This window comes from Nostoc sp. NMS2, assembly GCF_017115105.1.
Lineage (GTDB): Bacteria > Cyanobacteriota > Cyanobacteriia > Cyanobacteriales > Nostocaceae > Nostoc.
This window is the reverse complement of the sequence record NZ_JABXKH010000106.1, coordinates 1-18964: the sequence shown is the minus strand read 5'-3', so window position 1 is coordinate 18964 and position 18964 is coordinate 1. Positions and strand designations below refer to the sequence as shown.

Sequence of the window (18964 nt, the reverse complement as noted above, 5' to 3'; positions counted from 1 at the left end):
GAATTAAATCTTACCCTACCTCGGATGGTGTCACTTTGTTTCCAACAAAGATTGCTGATCAGGCAAGTCCTCTTGTCAATAGGCTTTGAGACGCGCTAACCCTGATGAAATAACAGCCAATCAGTCAGTGATTCTTCATTTACATGAGGCTGTTTAGTGAGCCATAAACTAACATATTTAGAGGATTGATGAATTTTTTGGCAAATATTTTCCATGTTCAACGAATAATTGTATGTATTCAAATTATTTGAGACAATATTATTAATAATTTATTCATCCGCTTTTTAGCAAAACTTTCTATTAGTGACGTACAAAGCTTTGCACAACGTACTTACAGGACGTTTGCATTTAAATAGACAAAACTCTTGCTCTCTTATTTGCGCCTCTGCGTCTCTGAATGAGACAAAAATTTTAGTGATCGTATGTCCATTTTTAGTTTGCCCAGTTGCTTGTATAAAATTAATGAACTGAAAAAAAAGGAGAATGAGCGATCGCTTTCCTTTTCTGCGTGAGATTTACCCTTTTGGTTAACCTTGTTTGTAACCACCCTTCCAAATCCGCGATCGCAATCTCAATTCCAACAACGCCAAAGCTAACGCTTCCAACGTTCCTCAGTAATTTCACCAAATAGTCGTTTTAACAGTCGGAGGACAAGCGATCATACTTTTTCTTCCACTGCTTCTGATATACCCGCGTATCTGTAAATGCTGATTCACTTCGGAAAATTTTATGTGTAGCCATAATTATTTTACGGAGTGCGATCGCCCTTTTCCTCTACATGAAACTTACCCGCTTTGTTGACTTTGTAACCATCCTGACAAATCAGCAAGAGTAGAGAAATCCAACAAAGCATCACCTAAAGCTTCCAACTGTTCCACCGATAACCCTTGAATCTGAAACAGAAGCGCATCAGGAATTGCACCCACAAGTCGCTTTAACTGTCGTAAAACTACCTTTCTTTCTCCTTCTTCCTTCGCTTCCCGAATAGCCCGTGGTTCTTCCAAATTTAGTCCCAACATCGCTTGAATCTCCTCTCGACTCAGGTTAGAAAACTTGTAGACGATTTTACAGAGTGCGATCGCCCTTTTCCTCTACATGAAACTTACCCGCTTTGTTGACTTTGTAACCATCCTGACAAATCAGCAAGAGTAGAGAAATCCAACAAAGCATCACCTAAAGCTTCCAACTGTTCCACCGATAACCCTTGAATCTGAGACAGAAGCGCATCAGGAATATTACCCACGCGCCGATTCAGTAGTCGTAAAACGATCGTTCTTTCTCCTTCTTCCTTCGCTTCCCGAATAGCTCGTGGTTCTTCCAAATTCAGTCCTAACATCGCTGCAATCTCCTCTCGACTCAGGTTAGAAAACTTGTAGACGATAATCGTCGTAACTAAATCAATTATCGCTTGCTCGGACTGTTGCTGTGCTTGTTGTAGCAAAAACCGCGCCCCTTCCACTGCTTCCGTTTCAGAAGTAACATTTGTCAGCAACATCAAACCCAATCCTAAAGGTTGTTGTCGCAAATCCCCCAACTCATCCAGATAAACCCGTCTGACTTGACCACTTTGCAACAAAGCGCGGTGAATCGAAGAGGAAGAAGGTTCAAGACTGCGAGAAGCAAAAATTATGACTCCAAACCAGTCATCGTAACGGATAGAGTTGCGGTAGAGAAACAAAAACAATTCACTAAAGAAGCGGTGATATAAATCTTCGTCCTTCTGAAACTGGACTTCAGCAAAAAAGACGGTTTTAGAAACTGCATTAGCGGGAGGTAAAAATACTCCATCAATCCGAAACGCCGTTTCTTTTACTTCAACCGATTCAAACTGGTAATTTTCCGCTTCTGGAGGTGGCTCATCTACTAATTCAAACAGCAAACCGGGAAATTGCTTAAATAATTTGTAGAAGATGGTGTCACGTCGCATTTTTATTCCTCAACACCAGACAATTAACAGATTGTAAAGGCTTGAGATACTAAATATTGGCGTAGGCGTAGCCCACCGCAGGTATCGCTTGTCCCTACGTCCGCGATAAAATTCTCAAGCACCACAGCGCACTCCATACCAATGCAAATTAACTGGCAAACTACCAAAACCTACGAAGATATCCTGTATCAAAAAACTGATGGCATTGCGAAAATCACCATCAACCGTCCCCACAAACGCAATGCTTTTCGTCCTGAAACAGTCTTTGAACTGTACGATGCTTTCTGTAATGCTCGTGAAGATACCACTATTGGTGTTGTTCTATTTACTGGTTATGGGCCGCATACTGATGGCAAATACGCCTTCTGTTCTGGTGGCGATCAAAGTGTGCGCGGACATGCGGGTTATGTGGATGATACTGGTATCCCCCGCTTGAATGTACTGGACTTACAACGCCTAATTCGTTCCATGCCGAAAGTAGTGATTGCTTTAGTAGCTGGATATGCGATCGGTGGTGGACACGTCCTACACTTAATTTGCGACCTTACAATCGCTGCTGACAACGCCATTTTTGGGCAGACTGGCCCCAAAGTCGGCAGTTTCGATGGTGGTTTTGGAGCCAGCTATCTCGCCCGCATTGTGGGACAAAAAAAAGCACGAGAAATTTGGTTTCTCTGCCGCCAATATGATGCACAACAAGCTCTAGAAATGGGTTTAATTAATTGTGTTGTCCCAGTAGAACAACTAGAAGCGGAAGGTATTCAATGGGCGCAGGAGATTTTAGAAAAAAGTCCGATCGCAATTCGATGTCTCAAAGCCGCCTTCAATGCTGATTGTGACGGACAAGCTGGTTTACAAGAGCTAGCTGGCAATGCCACCTTACTCTATTACATGACAGAAGAAGGATCTGAAGGCAAACAAGCTTTTCTCGAAAAGCGTCCACCAGATTTTCGCTCTTTTCCTTGGCTACCTTAGAATTGCAAAAATCGCACCCTTTTTGAGGTGCGATTTTTGTAAATGTCAACGTTTATGGCACTAAATATCTTAAAAACAAATCTTATCTTAAGCAAACTAAAAAATCAGTTCAGTAATAATGGATAACTAAATAAACACTGCTTCAGTCTTGGCCTCTTCAGAATATACAGAGGCAGTTATTTCTTCTACAGGGGCAAGAGCAGCATGATCTAAATCTGAGGCTAGAGAATGAGAACAAGCTAAAACTGGCGTTGCATCTGGCAAAGTCCAAGCATCTTCCAAGGTTTCCCAAGAAGGTGCAAAAGGTGGGAGCGCCAAAGAGCAAGCCTTCCAAGTTGCTTTAACTGGCGCTCCCAACTGCTGGCACGTTCCACCACGGCGACCTTCTGGCTGGTAATGACGGCAATATTTACAGGCAGATGCTAAAAATTTAATGGGTTTCATTCGGATTCATCTTTAGTGCCGATTTCCGGCTGAATTTCACCCTTCCATTTTGCTTCTACATATAAAGACGGATAAAAGCCAAAAAGTCATTATTTTCTATAGCTTTCAGCGATCCCGACTAAAAAATAAACTTTAGGATATTTTTATAATCTTGTTATATTTTTAAATATTTTGGAGAGTGATTACCTATAGATTTTGGCTAAAACTTATTAGGGATCAAGAGTAAAACCAAAGCTTTTGATTTGTTTAGCCTTTTAACTTCCTCCTTAAGGATGGCTTAAGGCATATAATTTCAGATAAATAGTTTGCTTTTACTACCACACTCGACATATTTTAGCCGGAAAATCTCTTTTTTTCTCAAGAATTAGAATTTTTCTCTATAGCAGCAAATTACTTGAGAATAAATTCTGCTCAACGAATAATCACTAAACTATTTTGCGTTTAATTTAGGTTAAGACTGACTCGCTTCAAAACTGTTTAGCAGCACAGACAGAACAGACTGCCCAGCGTTGGAGTTCGCCTGGTGGGGTGGGAGATTCACATTGAGGACAAAGGGGTAAGCCATGCGATCGCGATCGCATAATCTTCGTCCAATGCCCAAAAGCAGCCTTTACATCTTTGGTGGGTGTAACATCAGGACGGCTAATCTCATCACCAAGGTAACTGGGATGCTCATCAGGCGAAACCGTTTGTTGCTGTTTTCTCTCCACAGATGGATTCTGCCAGCTAGCAGTAGAGAAGCGAATATCAAGTAAAGGCGTTAGCAGCGTTTTATTCAACTTTAAAAGCAGAGACGTGCGGCCAAAAGTCAGGTTTTGCGCCCAAGCAGCACTAGAAGTTGCTACTGACAAAACATCGCGTTGAATCGACAATGGTCGAGTATTTGCGGCAATCACTGGCCCAACAATTTCTGCCCAACACTTACTCAAGTGTTGAAATGGTTGCTCCTGCCATTTAGCCTGCTTTTCTAGAACGCCTAAAATATCATTTATTGATTTCAACGACATCGTTAAATAATTCGTAATTCGTAATTCGTAATTCGTAATTAAGTTTTGTGACGGGGATTTAGACCCCGACCCAAAACGCGCTGTCTGTAGAGACAGGGGACTTAAACCCCCAAAGTTCGTTAAAAGTGGGGAGTGGGGAAGAGGCAGGGGAGCAGGGAGCAAGGGAGAAGACCCCCGCCCCTCTGCCTCTTTTCCATGCCCAATGCCCCATTCCCAATGCCCCATTCCCAATTCCCAATTCCCAATCTATCTATTTAAATAATTTTCGCTACTATTGTCAGAAATATATCTAAAGTTATTCCAGCAATCTACGTTTGAGGCACACAGGCAATGACTCAAAACCCCCTGAACGATTCCGGTACTCAATCGTCTAAAACACCTGGGTTGAAACCAGCACTAGCAGCAGCACTAGCAAGTTTAGAAGTACCGCTAGATCAAGAGTTAGCTCGATACCGACGCACGCGAAATGGTTTGGTGTCATCGAACCAGCGCCGTGTTGCGAGTTACATGAGCAGTCAAACCCCGTCTTTGACTGCCATTCCTACAACATTGGGAAAAACTCAGTCATCAGTAACAGAAATTAAAACTAACGTGCCGCCTGCTGTACCCGTGAATCATCAGGGAACTCCAGCGCCAGCTACGGCAATTGACGTACCACCAGCATCTTCTGTAGTTGTGAATCCTGAAATGAACCGATCGCCAGTTACGGCAAATACCGAGGAACCAAATAATCTCAATGTGCCCTCTACCCAAGATTCTGCTAAAACACAAACTCAACTTCCACCGCCACCGCCCAATTTTAGCAGCAGCATCGTGCCAGCAATTGTTAAAGATACTAAGAGCGAAAATCTTTTGCCGCCAGATGACACCCCTAAGCACCCAGATGACTACTTAGAATCTAGTGAAGCGCTACTGCGAAGTCTGACAGAAGAACAAGCAGAAACCAACAAACCAAGCAATTCTAGTGACAGTCTGTTATCACCTTTAGGTATCGGCTCGATGTTGCTGCTATTGTTAGCAAGTCTTACCTTGGGTTATGTAGTGTTCAATCCCAAAGGCTTGTCACAATGGAATTTAGGCAAGTTGTTTAACGGAAACTCGTCTCCCGCACCAGAAAATACTGAAGAAGTTGGGAATAATGTCCAACCTCAAATTCAGCCACCAAGCACATCTATACCCAGGTATCCCGATCTAGCCGCCAAAGAGTTTCCTGATGTGAGAGATCCTAACGATCTAGTTGGCTTACAACCTAAAGTCCAACCAACCCTGGCAGTAGTGCCTAATCCAGTGGTTCCCCGAAACCCTGTAAATCCTCAAGCGGCATTGCCTGACCCCAATACAGCCCTAAAACCGACAAATCCGATCGCTTTAGCACCAGTACCGACTGTCCAACCTTTGCCTCCCACTTCAACGGCAAAAACCCCGCCCAAGCCAATCGCAACCTCACCAAAGCCAAATGCAGAAATCAAACTAGGAACAGATGGGTTCTACCATGTCGTGATAGATAATAAAGGTGAAGCTTTTGCTTCAGCCCGACAAGTAATTCCCGATGCTTATTTATCACCCAACAAAGAATTGATTTATCTCGGTGCTTTTAAGACTAAAGAGCAAGTACAAAAACAGATGCAATTATTACAGGCAAAGGGAATTAAGGCACGAGTTCAGCAGCCATAAGTTGCAAAAATCTACGATACCATGAGATCACAGTCCTGACTTATGAGTGCTGTTAGCGGATAGCTAGGTTTAGCCCGTGCTGAGTAGTAGATACAAAATCTTACTTGTTTACGACTTTATGACAAAAAATTTTATACCCAGTACTTTGACTGGGTATTCAGCACTCCATAACTACCCGACTACAAAATTTTTATACTCATTACTCAGCACTCATTACTCAGCATTGAGTTTCGTGAATGGAGAGCCGACATGGAATTAATCAAGCGTATTCTGCGGGTAATTCGCGCTAATCTCAATAGTTTGATCGGTGGTGCAGAAGATCCAGAAAAGATTCTAGAGCAAACTGTTCTAGAGATGCAAGAAAATCTGGTGCGGTTGCGTTCGGGTGTAGCACAAGCGATCGCTACCCAAAAACGCACCCAACGACAGGCGGCGGCTGCCAACTCTCAAACAGAAGAATGGTATCGCCGCGCCCAATTGGCCCTGCAACAAGGCAATGAACCTCTAGCACGTGAAGCTTTGACTAAGCGCCAAGCTTATAAAGAAACTACTACAGCCCTGTTTTCTCAGATAGAGCAGCAAAACGATATAGTCGCTAGGCTAAAAAAGGATATGCGATCGCTAGAGTTAAAAATTTCCGAGGCGAAAACAAAAAAAGATATGTATATTGCTCGCGCCCGTTCTGCCGAAGCCTCTTATCGTCTCCAGGAAATGCTTGGGGGAGTTTCTACCACTAGCAGTCTGAGCGCCTTTGAGCGGATGGAAGAAAAAGTTTTACAAATAGAAGCTCATTCAGTTGCGATCGCTCAACTCAGTACCGACGACTTGGAAACACAATTTACTTCCTTGGAATCTACTAATAATGTGGATGCCGAATTAGCAGCGATGAAGGTACAGGTTTTAAAGGGATCAGAAAACATACAGCACAACAGTTCGCTTACTGAGGATAACCAAAACACAGCACAGCCTCCCCAACAGCAGTTACCCAAAACTCAAGACTCTTGAAGAGGTCATTTCCCCCTGCTTCCTGCCCCCTACCCCCTGCCTCTTAGTTTAAGTTCGGTTAATTACCCCAGTTTGGAGATATCTTAACAATTAAGAGTCGTTATAAGGTACTGATTCCAACCGGAAAGATTACATTGAAATAGGTAGCTATTAAAAAGTAAAAAAGCTAACTGTCCGACAAAAAGCGTAAACCAAACAAGGAAAAACAAAGTTATGGGATTATTCGATCGCATTAAGCGAGTAGTTAGTTCTAACCTCAACGACCTGGTTAACAAAGCCGAAGACCCCGAAAAAATGCTAGAACAAGCCATCCTGGAAATGCAGGAAGACTTGGTGCAGCTGCGTCAGGGAGTAGCGCAGACGATCGCCGCCCAAAAACGCAGTGAGAAACAGTACAATGATGCCCAAAATGAAATCAATAAGTGGCAACGCAATGCCCAACTAGCCCTACAAAAAGGTGATGAGAATCTAGCACGACAAGCCCTAGAGCGGAAAAAGACTTATACTGACACCAGCGCCGCCCTCAAAGCTAGTTTAGATACCCAAAGCACTCAAGTTGAAACCCTCAAGCGCAACTTAATCCAGCTGGAAAGCAAAATTTCTGAGGCTAAAACCAAGAAAGAAATGCTCAGAGCTAGAATCACAACTGCCAAAGCCCAAGAGCAACTCCAAGGCATGGTGCGTGGGATGAATACCAGCAGTGCAATGTCTGCCTTCGAGCGGATGGAAGAAAAAGTCTTGATGCAAGAATCCCGGGCCCAGGCATTAGGGGAGTTAGCAGGTGCAGATTTAGAAACCCAATTTGCCCAGTTGGAAGGTGGTAGCGATGTTGATGATGAATTGGCAGCTTTGAAAGCGCAAATGCTACCACCCGCGACTCCAGTAACTCAAGCACAACTTCCACCGCAACAAGAAACCACTGCTCCTAATCCCAAGTCTAATGAAGTGGTTGATTCCGAGTTGGATTCTTTACGCAAGCAATTGGATCAACTATAAAATTGCCAGAAAACTTATTTGAAACAGTCCCACGCCTGTTGGCTGTGGGATTTTACGTCATTAGTCAATAGTTAACAGTCAAAATAACTATGAATTATTGATTATGGACTATTGACTACTTTGGGATAAAGTATTGTGTGTGCCAACTTTGATCGCCACCGGATGGAGACTGCAATGAGTAAGGCTGTAATCACCATAACTGATGCTGAGTTTGAAACAGAAGTGTTAAAAGCTGAACAGCCTGTATTAGTTTACTTTTGGGCTTCCTGGTGTGGGCCTTGTCAATTGATGTCGCCCATGATTAACTCAGCTGCTAGCAAATATAGCGATCGCCTCAAAGTCGTAAAAATGGAAATTGACCCCAACCCACTCACTGTTAAGCAGTACCAAGTGGAAGGTGTCCCTGCTCTCAGACTATTTCAGGGCCAGGAAGTTTTAATTTCGACTGAGGGAGTCATCGGTAAAGATAAATTACTCGAACTCTTAGATACGCACTTAAATAGTAATTAGTAATTAGTCATTGGTCACTTGTACTGAGCGTTGTCGAAGTATTGGTCATTGGTCACTTGTACCGAGCGTTGTCGTAAAGCCTGCGGCACAGCTACGCTTAGGGCGCAGCCTCTCCAAGAGTTATATTGGTCATTTGACAAAGGACAAATGACAAATGACTAATGACAAATGACAAATGACTAATGACAAATGACTAACATGGAATTTGCAAAGCGTTTACAACCCCTGCAATCTAATGTATTTGCTGATATGGACAGAGCCAAGGCAATCGCTTTGGCTGCTGGACAACAATTAATTGATTTGTCGTTGGGGTCTTCTGATTTACCAGCCGAGGCACACGTCATTGACGCGATCGCCCAATCTCTTGGCGATCGCAGTACCCACGGCTATCTGTTGTTTAACGGTACTCGTGGGTTTCGTGAAGCCGCAGCCAACTGGTACGAACAAAAATTTGGCATCAAAGTAGATCCCCAAACTGAGGTATTACCTCTGATTGGTTCTCAAGAGGGTACAGCCCATTTACCCCTAGCATTGCTCAATCCAGGAGATTTTGCCCTGTTGCTCGATCCAGGTTATCCCTCTCATGCCGGGGGAGTCTATCTTGCCAGTGGTCAAATCTACCCGATGCCATTACGGGCAGAAAACGCTTTTTTACCAGTGTTTGCTGATATTCCCGCCCCAGTTTTGGCCCAGTCGCGGATGATGGTATTAAGTTATCCTCACAATCCCACCTCAGCGATCGCTCCTTTATCTTTCTTCCAAGAAGCTGTCGCCTTCTGTCAACAACACAATCTCGCCCTAGTTCACGATTTCCCCTACGTAGACTTAGTATTTGAAGAAACTGGGGAGTGGGGGATGAGGGAGCAGGGAGCAGGGAGCAAGGGAAAAGAGTTTTCCCCCCTGCCCCCTGCCCCCCGCCCCTTGTCCTCTTTTCCATGCCCAATCCCCAATCCCCAGTCCCTAGTACCCTCGATTCTGCAAGCCGATCCAGAGAAAAGCGTCTCGATTGAATTTTTCACCCTTTCCAAGTCCTATAATATGGGCGGCTTCCGTATTGGCTACGCCATCGGTAATGCCGAGTTAATTAACGCCTTACGTCAAGTAAAAGCTGCCGTTGATTTTAATCAGTATCGGGGAATTTTGAATGGTGCGATCGCAGCCCTAACTGGCCCTCAAGCTGGGGTAAAATCTGCTGTCGCTACCTTCCAGGAGCGCCGTGATGCTTTCATCACTGCTTTACACTCCATTGGCTGGAATGTTCCTACTCCCCAAGCCACAATGTACATCTGGGCAAAGTTACCCTCAGCTTGGAGTCAAAACTCCATAGAATTTTGTACCCAGCTAGTCAAACAAACTGGTGTAGCTGCTTCTCCCGGTGCTGGCTTTGGCAAATTCGGCGAAGGGTATGTCCGTTTTGCTTTGGTGCATGAGTCACCTTTGTTAGAAACTGCTGTAGAAAGAATTGCTCAGTTCCTTCATTAAATTTCTTCTCAAGCTGAACGCCAAGGATTTTTGCGCCAAAGTCTATGGATAGAAGACGCAGCAAAGGCTCACAGCCGTCATTGGTCAACTTAACGTGAAGTGAAACTCTCGCAATGGCGTTATACCAAGTCCACTCAACTACTAATTATGCCCTCGCAACCCCACCCCGCTTTTGTCTAGCGACAAAATCTCCCCTCCCCGTTCACGGGGAGGGGATTAAGGGGTGGGGTAAAACGACCGTGGAATAAGCTTTCTGACTTAAGTTGACACCAATGCACAGCCGTGCGCCCCTATGAATAACCGTATTATACTGAACTTAAAAATATATGTTTGTATTTATAATAACTAACATATTTAAACAAGATACGTAATTAAACGTATAAAAATATAGAAATATTCGTCAGATTTTTACTGATAATCATAAGGAACTTCACCCAATCAGGTCTCCTCGTCTCTTAAAGTAGGTTTGTACGTTCAGCTACCAAAGATGGCTAACAATGCAGGTGGCGTTTTCAAGCCGCCGTATTGCCAAAAGCCTGTAGTCAAGACAGCCCAAGCCTATAAACGGCAATAGTTTAAAACTTAACTTCCAAACTAACAGAGACTTGAAAAAATGAAGATGACTTTTCAGAAACTTGTAATTGGCGCTTCAATGGCTATTGGTGTGAGCGCTCTTGCCACTGTACCAGCACAAGCTGGAACCCTCACCGGCGCTACTATCGGTGGAACAGCAGCCAGTGATTATTTAGTCTACGATGTCCAAGGTAACAGTACCATCTCCGTGAACAAGACCTCTGCAAATGTACAAAAAGTACTGGATGGAAACGCCGCAAATCCTACTGGAAACGTAGAGTTACGAGCCAGTAGTGAGCAGTCTGGTTTTGATTTCAACAAAAACACCACCTTGACAGGGCAAATTGGTGGCAAAAGTATTACCTTGAGCAGCTTGACAGCAGCAGATTGGTTTACTACTGCGTCAGGATCGAGTACAACCTATGGAGCAAATAACTTTGCAACTACTTGGTTTAACAAATTTTATGATGCAGCTGGTCTAGCAAGCAATGAATCTACAATTAAATTGGCACTAAACCTACCAAGTGTTACCCCTAGCAGCTACATCCGCCAGCAAGCCTATAATGCGTTTTTCGGCATCGTTGGTTTCCAACGCTCCAGCGATCCTAACATCTCTTACGTTAATCAAAATGACACCACTGGTGACATTCAAATTGGGTTAGCTGGTCACTTAAATTTAAAAACTTACTATGCGCCTCTATTAGGAGCCTTTGGTAATTTCCTCAAAGATGGATTTCAAGCTAGTGAAGTTGTTAAAGTTACCTACAATGACAAGACTGATTTCCTTTACAGCTTTTCTGCTACGGCAAGTGGGCTAACCAACAGTTTAGGAGTAGGTGCTGATGGAGCGTCTCACAGTGGCAACTATGAAGTTAGCATAAAAGGTGTGCCTCCCGCAGCAGTGCCAGAACCATCAGTAATGCTTGGTCTGTTGGGTGTGGCTGGTGTCTTTGCCACACAACGCAAATTGAAAAAAGCATCTATTTAAGAAGATTGCAAGTTCAAAACTACAAATAAGTAAGGGAGCTATTAGCTCCCTTTTTTATGAATACTTTCTTCCAGCGATAAGATAATTTAATTTTCTAGGTTATAGTACAATACGCTTGGTATTAGGCATAAAAACCTTAAGCTGCGTAGGTTGGGTTGAAAAACGAAACCCAACAAATACTACAAAAAATGGCGAAGGTATTGAGGAATGGTAAATAGCCTATTATTGCTTTTAGTATTACTTAAGTAATTTCACCCATAAAAATTGGTAAGTTTACTTTTATAATCAGTTTTTTACTTAGTACCATAAATTGCAAAAAGCTCGTAAAGAAAAGCTTAATATTTGATTAATTTTATCTTTAATCATACTATTATTAAGTACTGGAGTACAGCTAAATTTAATTTATTAATATCTTTGACTACATTATATAAGTTAATTTTCTATTAATTTTACAATTTAAATGTACTACCGTTTTAGTTTATGGTAATAATTGTTGGTTTTTACTTAAGATAATAGGTAGCAATGACAGCACAATTCTTCAATATAGATCAGCCATTGAGGTCACACAAAGTTAGACGAATTTTGCTAGTTGAAGACCATTATCTCAATAGGTTGTTATTGAGTGACTATCTAAATTACTGTGGGTACGATGTCCAAAGCTTATCTGAAGGCTCTGCTTTTTTCTCGACTATAGATAAATTTAAACCAGATTTAATGTTATTAGATTTGAAGTTACCAGATATTGACGGTTATTCGCTCTTAAAACAAGTCCAGCAAAAACCTGATTTGTCAAAAATACCTATTATTGTGGTTTCAGCTTTTGCTTTTAAAGCAGATCAAGAACTAGCTCTAAGTTTGGGCGCATGCAGATATTTTGTGAAACCTGTAAAACTCAAGGATCTTATACTTACAATTGAAGAAGAGTTGACTTGTCGCCACAGATAGAATTTTTTACTGTGCATACCTTTATTCGGCTTTTTGGTCTGCAATAAATTCTTCAACTTGCCGACTAATATTTTGTACAGAACTGCCAATTTTTGAAATTTTATTTTGTACTTGCGCTAACAACAAAACTGCGGTTTGTAATTCATTGAGCGTTTCGGCCATAGCTTCGCGGTACTGGGATTCAAAGTCTTGCAGGTTCATAGTCTAGCTCTTGCCTTAAATTATTGTAATAACTATATTTCCAATCATATTCGCAAATTTAGCTTACTAAATCCGTTAAATCGCTTAATGTTTATAAGTTAAATTATCAATCAAAAATATTGTTTATTAATAATTTGTTTGTCTGATATTTATATAAGCAAAGTTTTAAACTTTTATTATTTTTAATTACAACTATATAAAGTTATGTAGCTCAGAAAAATAAAGTTTTAAATAATCAACTATTGTCTATTTTAAAATATTAATTATAAATTCCAAAAACCAAGTTTTAATTCTGACACTAAAAGCATCTAGTAAACTGTGGCGGAAGTTATCTACCTTTGTTTATAAGAGGATTTTGCCCCAAATCTTGTTAATTGAGATGGTGGTGGGATTTACGCCAGATCGTAAACCAAGCTGCGGGTACTCCGTTGGAGGACTCGTAGGTAGCCACAGAAGTATTTACAGACTAAAAGGCTACCTACTTTATATTTACTTGATAATTAGTCTATGAAATCGGCACGAAAAAAGAATTTTTCTTAAAATAGAGAAAGATTACTTAATTTTGATTGTGACAATATCTACTCAAATACTACCACTGGTTAAAGAGCCGGAACGACTGGAAAATCGTCTAGCCGAAATTCCACCGGAACCGGGGGTTTATTTTATGCGGGACAACAGCGATCGCATTATATATATAGGTAAGTCACGTAAGTTGCGATCGCGTGTCCGTTCCTATTTCCGCGATGGCTACAATAAGACTGAACGCATCGCCACGATGGTCAAGTTGGTGACAGAAATTGAATTCATCGTCACTGATACTGAAGCCGAAGCTTTAGCGCTAGAAGCCAATTTGATAAAGCAGCACCAGCCATACTTCAACGTACTGCTCAAAGATGATAAAAAATATCCCTATCTCTGCATTACTTGGTCAGAAGATTATCCGCGAATTTTTATTACCCGTAAACGTCAATTCGGCAAAGAAAAAGATAAATTTTACGGGCCTTATACTGATGCTGGTTTATTGCGAGAAGTTGTCCGCATCTGCAAGCGCATCTTTCCCCAGCGACAACGACCTCAACCACTTTTCAAAGATCGTCCGTGCTTAAATTATGATTTAGGGCGTTGTCCGGGTGTGTGTCAAAAACTGACTTCACCAGAAGAATATCGCAAAATTGTCCAAAAGATAGCGATGGTATTCCAAGGGCGAACTCAGGAATTGATTGATATTTTGACTCAACAGATGAATGCAGCATCTGAAGACTTGAATTTTGAGACAGCAGCACGGATTCGGGATCAAATTTCTGGGTTAAAGTCGCTGACTGCTGACCAAAAGGTATCCTTACCAGATGATACAGTTTCACGGGATGCGATCGCACTGGCAGCTAACGAAGAACACGCTTGCATCCAACTATTTCAGATTCGCGCTGGGCAATTGGTAGGACGTTTGGCTTTTGTGGCTGATGCTCATGCAGAACCGGGAGCTATCTTACAACGAGCTTTGGAGGAACATTATCAAACTGCTGACTCAGTGGAAATACCCTTAGAAATTCTGGTACAGCATGATTTACCAGATAGCGACATATTGGCGGATGTCTTAACTCAACGTAAAGGTAAAAAAGTCACGATTTTGACTCCTTTGCGGCAAACTAAGGCAGAATTAATTGAGATGGTAGAGCGAAATGCTCAGTATGAATTGCAAAGAATGCAAAAATTTGGCGATCGCAATCACCAAGCAATGCAAGATTTAGCAGCTATTCTCGATTTACCAGATGTACCTCACCGCATCGAAGGTTATGATATTTCCCACATTCAAGGCTCAAATGCTGTAGCTTCGCAAGTAGTGTTTATCGATGGATTACCAGCCAAGCAACATTATCGCCACTACAAAATTAAAAATCCCACTGTGACGGCGGGACATTCAGATGATTTTGCGAGTCTTGCTGAAGTTATCCAGCGACGCTTTCGTAAGTATGGGGAAGATACACAGTTGTCACGTTTGGGTAATCCAGATTGGCCTGATTTAATTATGATTGATGGTGGTAAAGGTCAGTTATCTTCAGTTATTGCCGTTTTGCAAGAGATGAATTTATTAGAAGACTTGCGAGTTGTGAGTCTGGCAAAGCAGCGAGAAGAGATTTTTTTACCGGGCGAATCTAAACCCTTGACAACTGATGCAGAACAACCAGGGGTACAATTGTTGCGGCGGCTGCGGGATGAAGCGCATCGGTTTGCAGTGAGTTTCCATCGTCAGCAACGAAGTGATAAATTAAAGCGATCGCGTTTAGATGAAATTCCTGGTTTAGGACATCATCGACAAAAGCAGCTACTAGGGCATTTTCGCTCAGTTGATTATATTCGCCAAGCGACAACCCCACAACTTGCAGAGGTTCCAGGAATTGGGCCGCGTTTAGCTCAAGAAATTTACGATTATTTTCATCCTGCTTGAGGAGACTAATAGGGAGCATCCACTTTTGGAAGAAACACCGGGCGATTGGAAATCGCGGCTACACAAACGAAGTCCGCCTTCGCGGACTCTCTGAAACCCGCGAAGGCGGGTTTGGTTTGTATAGCCCCAGACTTCTAGTCTGAGGGCAATCCGCCAAAAGTGGATGCTCCCGACTAATAGTCGGTCAAATTTCAATTTATGGGTAAATAAGTTTGTAGTAAGGACTTGAGTGCTTAGAAAATAAGGACTAAAGTCCTTACTACAAACTCTAAAAACTAGCTTAGACATTGTATTAGTTCCACTCTTAATTGTAGAGACGACGATTTATCGCGTCTCTTGCCTTAACCGAACCGTATTAGTTTCACTCTCACAGAGCATTCAGTTAAAGTTGTCTGCATAAATTTAAGATATGTAAATACCGTAAATTTACGGTATCTCATAAGTATAGTAATTTTGATTAAATTATCGTGAGATAATTTAGCCTCATAAATCTTGCTAGCAAATATTAACTAAATCTTAAGATAGAGATTTTGTTACTAAATATACAGTAATTTATTGGTTTTAATTTTTGAATACAAGAACGGCTTTTTTTGTATTTGTCTGAAATGACTATAAATAAGGCTCTCTCAAGGCATTCGTGATAGGGATCAGTAAATCTCTAAGCGGTATTTAATTAAAAAATAATTTATGTATCTAAAGTAGGAGGGTAAGATCACTTAAATTCTAGGATAATATACAAAGATATCGAAAATTTTTCAAACCTGAAATTTTGTTTAAAATAATCAGCCAATATTAAGGTCGTTTGTTAAGTTGGGTCAAACCAAAATTATTACTACTTTAACTGGCAGTTTTCTCAAATAAAAAATAAATTACAACCAGGGGTTTTAAAATGCAGACAGTACAAAAGATTTACTGCCCAAATTGCGGCTGCCAAGCAGAACGTTATTATATTTCTGATAGTCAATTAACTCGGACACAATGCTCTAGTTGTGACTACTTGATGATTAGTTGTACTCGTACTGGCAAAGTCATTGAGGCTTATGCACCAGGAATTTATGCACAGCGCTAGATAATAAAAATTAAAAATTGGAGAATGTTTTCTCTAATTTTTAATAATAAAGTTACTTATCATAAACTTGGAAGACTTTACAAGTTATCCTTCTGTTGTCTGAGTTGTTGCTGTCGTCTCTGTTCTTGTAATCTCAATTCTTGCTGTTGTCTAATTTGTTGATCTTGTCTGAGTTGTTGATCTTGTATTCTCAGTTGTTGCTGTCGAGAAAATTCTTGCTGTTGTATTCTCAGTTGTTCCTGTTGTAGTCTAAATTGTTGCTGGCGGAGCATTTCTTGCCGTTGTCGTGTGAATTCTTGCTGTTGTATTATCTGTTGCTGTTGGAGTAGTTGTGGTTGTTGAAGGTTTAGCCGTAGCCACGTTTCCTTCATCTGTTCTTGTGTTTGCTGATTTTGCTCTTCTTGTTGTTGTCTGATTCTTTGTTGAAATGAATCTTGCGTTTGGGGATTCGTCTGAATTATTTGTGCATTAGCAGGAAAACTAATCGATAAAGCTTTTGCAAGCACAATAAATAGTAGCCATACTTTAACCAGCGACAAGCGATTCAACATAGAGTTATTTCCTCAATTGTTATAGGTTGGGTGGAGCGATCGATTGCTAAACCCTTAAAATGCCAAGAGAATTAGCCTATACATAAATACAGGGGCTTGGAATAGTTAACTAAAGTTAATGTTTTATTTACCGTTATGGGCTTACGCGATACTTACCGCTGACTACGCCGACATTCTTTAATCCGTGACGTGTTCTAAATATTAGTGCATTGAAAATAGGTTTCTAAATCAAGGTTATATCCAGTACATTATCTTGATTTTTCATACAACTCTCGCTTCTTAGATATTCATCTTACATTAAATTATACATTTAAATTTTTTACGTGGTTTGCCGGATTTCCGTAATCCATCTATCTGTGCTGGGTAAGTTAACAAAGGATTTAATACGGTTTTAAGCCATAGATAAACAGAGATATGTCTTCAGATACATCTCTGTTTATCTGCGGTTTCATATTCATTCATAAAATTGACTGCAATGCCGTTTAATTTTTACTTGCTCTCAATTGTCCGCAAGCAGCATCGGCTTCTAAACCACGGGAATAACGCACACTAACAGCAGTATTTTGTTGCTTAAGGACGTTGACAAATGCTTCAATGCGATCGCGGTTGGGGCGTTTATAGTCTACTTCTTGGATGGGATTGTAAGGAATCAAATTCACATGACATTGAAATCCTCGCATACATTTTGAAAGTTCTAATGCGTGTTCTGGTAAATCGTTGACACCAGCCAGGAGAACATATTCAAAGGTAACGCGCCGTCCAGTGATTTCTACATATTCTCGACATTCAGCTAGCAAATCTTCTAGGGGATAGGCGCGGGCGCTGGGGATGAGTTTTTCTCGTAGTGCTTGGTTGGGTGCGTGGAGACTCACAGCCAGAGTAATTTGCAAATTATTTTGCGCGAACTGACGAATGCGATCGCGAATACCAACTGTAGATACTGTAAGCGATCGCTGTCCTATACCAATATCTTGATTCAAAGTTTTCAGGGCTGCTAGGACATTCTCAGTATTCAACAACGGTTCACCTAGTCCCATAAACACGACATTGCTAACCCGTTGCTGAAAATCTTCTTGCACAGTCAACACTTGATCGATAATTTCGTGCCGTGCTAAGTTGCGTTTGTAGCCTCCCTTACCAGTAGCGCAGAAATCACACGCCATTGGGCAACCCACCTGAGTAGACACGCAAACTGTCAGACGGGCTTTAGGGCCTTCTCCCCTTTCTGCGAAGGTGGGGATGCCAACAGTTTCAATAATTTGATCGTCTGCTAATCGCAAAAGATATTTGACTGTGCCATCAGGAGCCACAGAGCGGTAGTGTAAAGTTGAGCGTCCAATGGTGATTTCTGCCACTTCCGCACGCCATTGCTTAGAGAAGACAGAAATATCAGCTAGGGATCGCACTCCCTTATCATAGATCCATTCATGCAGTTGCTTTCCTCTGTAAGCAGGTTGTCCTTGTTGCTGCACCCAAGTGCTTAATTCCGCCAGAGAAGCACCGAGAAGGGGAGGGATTAATTCTGATTTTTCTGGGTTGTGTGAGTCAACCTGAGATACAAGAGGCGTAGCAGACATAAAAAAATCACGAGTTGATGTAGGATCTCTATCCTACACCTGCTAGATCAAGTTAGTCTTGACCATAGAAGACGGGGAATTAACCAAAGGTTGTGCCGTTCCAGCCCCACATTGCACCCTTAGCATCTGCAAACTCGATGTAAATCCGATTTTTCGGTACACCTAGAGTTTGGTTAATCTGCTGGCAAAAGTCCTGACTCATCGCTGCGGTTTGATCTGGCTTCATCGCGCCAATGCTCTTAATTTCAATGTAGCAAACCGGGTCTGTATTCCCCGCAAAAGTCATGGGAATTTCTGGCTCAAAAGCAGTCATTACATAAGATTCTGGTTTTCCCAAATGTTTCGCTAACTTGGCTGATAGATTTAAAAGCATTGATTCAATTTCAGCTTTTTGAGGAGCAGATGCAGAAGTTTGCACTTTAATTAATGGCATAGTACTGAATTAGAAATTATTCACACTGTTAAGTTTACCGAACCGCAGAGGAGATGAGGGGGATGAGGGGGCAGTGGGAGCAGGGGAGGCAGGGGGAGAAGAATAACTAACGCTCTTTTATTACTCCGAAAAAATAAAATATTCGTAGGTTGGGTTGAACT

The 18964-nt window shown here is 41.7% G+C and carries 17 protein-coding genes and 1 pseudogene; 10 read left to right on the top strand and 8 right to left on the bottom strand.

Annotated features, from left to right (window positions below; genetic code table 11):
* Window positions 1–785 precede the first annotated feature (785 nt).
* Together HWQ36_RS19405 and HWQ36_RS19400 are read right to left on the bottom strand one after the other, a co-directional pair.
* Window positions 786–1064, bottom strand: a pseudogene (locus tag HWQ36_RS19405) (DUF4351 domain-containing protein); the annotation flags it as partial.
* Window positions 1065–1102: 38 nt separating this feature from the next.
* The gene (locus tag HWQ36_RS19400) at window positions 1103–1927 is read right to left on the bottom strand and encodes a DUF2887 domain-containing protein (RefSeq protein ID WP_292705344.1); all 825 of its coding nucleotides are present in this window, start codon (window positions 1925–1927) and stop codon (window positions 1103–1105) included.
* A 141-nt stretch (window positions 1928–2068) separates the two neighbouring features.
* On the opposite strand from HWQ36_RS19400, the gene menB reads away from it, so the two are divergent.
* Window positions 2069–2902: a 1,4-dihydroxy-2-naphthoyl-CoA synthase gene (gene menB, locus HWQ36_RS19395; protein ID WP_292705343.1), complete on the top strand. Its 834-nt coding sequence runs from the start codon at window positions 2069–2071 to the stop codon at window positions 2900–2902.
* A gap of 126 nt (window positions 2903–3028) precedes the next feature.
* Here menB and HWQ36_RS19390 read toward each other — a convergent pair whose 3' ends face one another.
* Window positions 3029–3346 carry a hypothetical protein gene (locus tag HWQ36_RS19390; protein ID WP_292705341.1) on the bottom strand — a complete coding sequence of 106 codons (318 nt, stop codon included), beginning with the start codon at window positions 3344–3346 and terminating at the stop codon, window positions 3029–3031.
* 467 nt (window positions 3347–3813) lie between these two features.
* A complete protein-coding gene (locus tag HWQ36_RS19385; protein ID WP_292705340.1) occupies window positions 3814–4353 on the bottom strand; it encodes a DciA family protein in 540 nt (179 codons plus the stop codon).
* Between the two features lie 330 nt (window positions 4354–4683).
* Between HWQ36_RS19385 and HWQ36_RS19380 the strand changes: the two genes are divergently transcribed.
* From HWQ36_RS19380 to HWQ36_RS19350, 7 genes are all read left to right on the top strand, one after another.
* Window positions 4684–6027: a hypothetical protein gene (locus HWQ36_RS19380; protein ID WP_292705339.1), complete on the top strand. Its 1344-nt coding sequence runs from the start codon at window positions 4684–4686 to the stop codon at window positions 6025–6027.
* A 249-nt stretch (window positions 6028–6276) separates the two neighbouring features.
* Entirely contained in the window at window positions 6277–7032 is a 756-nt protein-coding gene (locus HWQ36_RS19375; protein WP_292705337.1) for a PspA/IM30 family protein, read from the top strand.
* A 213-nt stretch (window positions 7033–7245) separates the two neighbouring features.
* Window positions 7246–8028, top strand: coding sequence for a PspA/IM30 family protein (locus HWQ36_RS19370; protein ID WP_292705335.1), 783 nt, complete (start codon window positions 7246–7248; stop codon window positions 8026–8028).
* A gap of 174 nt (window positions 8029–8202) precedes the next feature.
* The gene (locus tag HWQ36_RS19365) at window positions 8203–8538 is read left to right on the top strand and encodes a thioredoxin family protein (protein WP_012410311.1); all 336 of its coding nucleotides are present in this window, start codon (window positions 8203–8205) and stop codon (window positions 8536–8538) included.
* Between the two features lie 198 nt (window positions 8539–8736).
* Window positions 8737–10020: an LL-diaminopimelate aminotransferase gene (locus HWQ36_RS19360; protein ID WP_292705346.1), complete on the top strand. Its 1284-nt coding sequence runs from the start codon at window positions 8737–8739 to the stop codon at window positions 10018–10020.
* A 619-nt stretch (window positions 10021–10639) separates the two neighbouring features.
* The gene (locus tag HWQ36_RS19355; RefSeq protein ID WP_292705334.1) at window positions 10640–11581 is read left to right on the top strand and encodes an NF038130 family PEP-CTERM protein; all 942 of its coding nucleotides are present in this window, start codon (window positions 10640–10642) and stop codon (window positions 11579–11581) included.
* Window positions 11582–12103: 522 nt separating this feature from the next.
* A complete protein-coding gene (locus tag HWQ36_RS19350) occupies window positions 12104–12526 on the top strand; it encodes a response regulator (protein WP_292705332.1) in 423 nt (140 codons plus the stop codon).
* Between the two features lie 21 nt (window positions 12527–12547).
* Here the strand turns inward: HWQ36_RS19350 and HWQ36_RS19345 are convergent, their stop codons facing one another.
* A complete protein-coding gene (locus HWQ36_RS19345; RefSeq protein WP_292705330.1) occupies window positions 12548–12727 on the bottom strand; it encodes a hypothetical protein in 180 nt (59 codons plus the stop codon).
* A gap of 568 nt (window positions 12728–13295) precedes the next feature.
* Here HWQ36_RS19345 and uvrC point away from each other — a divergent pair.
* Window positions 13296–15173 carry an excinuclease ABC subunit UvrC gene (uvrC, locus tag HWQ36_RS19340; RefSeq protein WP_292705328.1) on the top strand — a complete coding sequence of 626 codons (1878 nt, stop codon included), beginning with the start codon at window positions 13296–13298 and terminating at the stop codon, window positions 15171–15173.
* Window positions 15174–16062: 889 nt separating this feature from the next.
* Window positions 16063–16242 (top strand): hypothetical protein, encoded by a 180-nt coding sequence (locus tag HWQ36_RS19335; protein WP_012410305.1) that lies wholly within the window; start codon window positions 16063–16065, stop codon window positions 16240–16242.
* Window positions 16243–16319: 77 nt separating this feature from the next.
* On the opposite strand, the gene HWQ36_RS19330 is transcribed toward HWQ36_RS19335, so the two are convergent.
* From HWQ36_RS19330 to HWQ36_RS19320, 3 genes are all read right to left on the bottom strand, one after another.
* Window positions 16320–16793, bottom strand: coding sequence for a hypothetical protein (locus HWQ36_RS19330; RefSeq protein WP_292705326.1), 474 nt, complete (start codon window positions 16791–16793; stop codon window positions 16320–16322).
* 482 nt (window positions 16794–17275) lie between these two features.
* The gene (gene rlmN, locus HWQ36_RS19325; protein WP_292705325.1) at window positions 17276–18370 is read right to left on the bottom strand and encodes a 23S rRNA (adenine(2503)-C(2))-methyltransferase RlmN; all 1095 of its coding nucleotides are present in this window, start codon (window positions 18368–18370) and stop codon (window positions 17276–17278) included.
* A 79-nt stretch (window positions 18371–18449) separates the two neighbouring features.
* Entirely contained in the window at window positions 18450–18803 is a 354-nt protein-coding gene (locus HWQ36_RS19320; RefSeq protein ID WP_265273022.1) for a phenylpyruvate tautomerase MIF-related protein, read from the bottom strand.
* Between the last annotated feature and the right edge of the window lie 161 nt (window positions 18804–18964).

What these genes read in the sequence shown, in the direction of transcription:
- HWQ36_RS19400 (WP_292705344.1), bottom strand. Translation starts at nt 1,927, where the DNA reads ATGCGACGTGACACCATCTTCTACAAATTATTTAAGCAATTTCCCGGT.
- menB (WP_292705343.1), top strand. Translation starts at nt 2,069, where the DNA reads ATGCAAATTAACTGGCAAACTACCAAAACCTACGAAGATATCCTGTAT.
- HWQ36_RS19390 (WP_292705341.1), bottom strand. Translation starts at nt 3,346, where the DNA reads ATGAAACCCATTAAATTTTTAGCATCTGCCTGTAAATATTGCCGTCAT.
- HWQ36_RS19385 (WP_292705340.1), bottom strand. Translation starts at nt 4,353, where the DNA reads ATGTCGTTGAAATCAATAAATGATATTTTAGGCGTTCTAGAAAAGCAG.
- HWQ36_RS19380 (WP_292705339.1), top strand. Translation starts at nt 4,684, where the DNA reads ATGACTCAAAACCCCCTGAACGATTCCGGTACTCAATCGTCTAAAACA.
- HWQ36_RS19375 (WP_292705337.1), top strand. Translation starts at nt 6,277, where the DNA reads ATGGAATTAATCAAGCGTATTCTGCGGGTAATTCGCGCTAATCTCAAT.
- HWQ36_RS19370 (WP_292705335.1), top strand. Translation starts at nt 7,246, where the DNA reads ATGGGATTATTCGATCGCATTAAGCGAGTAGTTAGTTCTAACCTCAAC.
- HWQ36_RS19365 (WP_012410311.1), top strand. Translation starts at nt 8,203, where the DNA reads ATGAGTAAGGCTGTAATCACCATAACTGATGCTGAGTTTGAAACAGAA.
- HWQ36_RS19360 (WP_292705346.1), top strand. Translation starts at nt 8,737, where the DNA reads ATGGAATTTGCAAAGCGTTTACAACCCCTGCAATCTAATGTATTTGCT.
- HWQ36_RS19355 (WP_292705334.1), top strand. Translation starts at nt 10,640, where the DNA reads ATGACTTTTCAGAAACTTGTAATTGGCGCTTCAATGGCTATTGGTGTG.
- HWQ36_RS19350 (WP_292705332.1), top strand. Translation starts at nt 12,104, where the DNA reads ATGACAGCACAATTCTTCAATATAGATCAGCCATTGAGGTCACACAAA.
- HWQ36_RS19345 (WP_292705330.1), bottom strand. Translation starts at nt 12,727, where the DNA reads ATGAACCTGCAAGACTTTGAATCCCAGTACCGCGAAGCTATGGCCGAA.
- HWQ36_RS19335 (WP_012410305.1), top strand. Translation starts at nt 16,063, where the DNA reads ATGCAGACAGTACAAAAGATTTACTGCCCAAATTGCGGCTGCCAAGCA.
- HWQ36_RS19330 (WP_292705326.1), bottom strand. Translation starts at nt 16,793, where the DNA reads ATGTTGAATCGCTTGTCGCTGGTTAAAGTATGGCTACTATTTATTGTG.
- rlmN (WP_292705325.1), bottom strand. Translation starts at nt 18,370, where the DNA reads ATGTCTGCTACGCCTCTTGTATCTCAGGTTGACTCACACAACCCAGAA.
- HWQ36_RS19320 (WP_265273022.1), bottom strand. Translation starts at nt 18,803, where the DNA reads ATGCCATTAATTAAAGTGCAAACTTCTGCATCTGCTCCTCAAAAAGCT.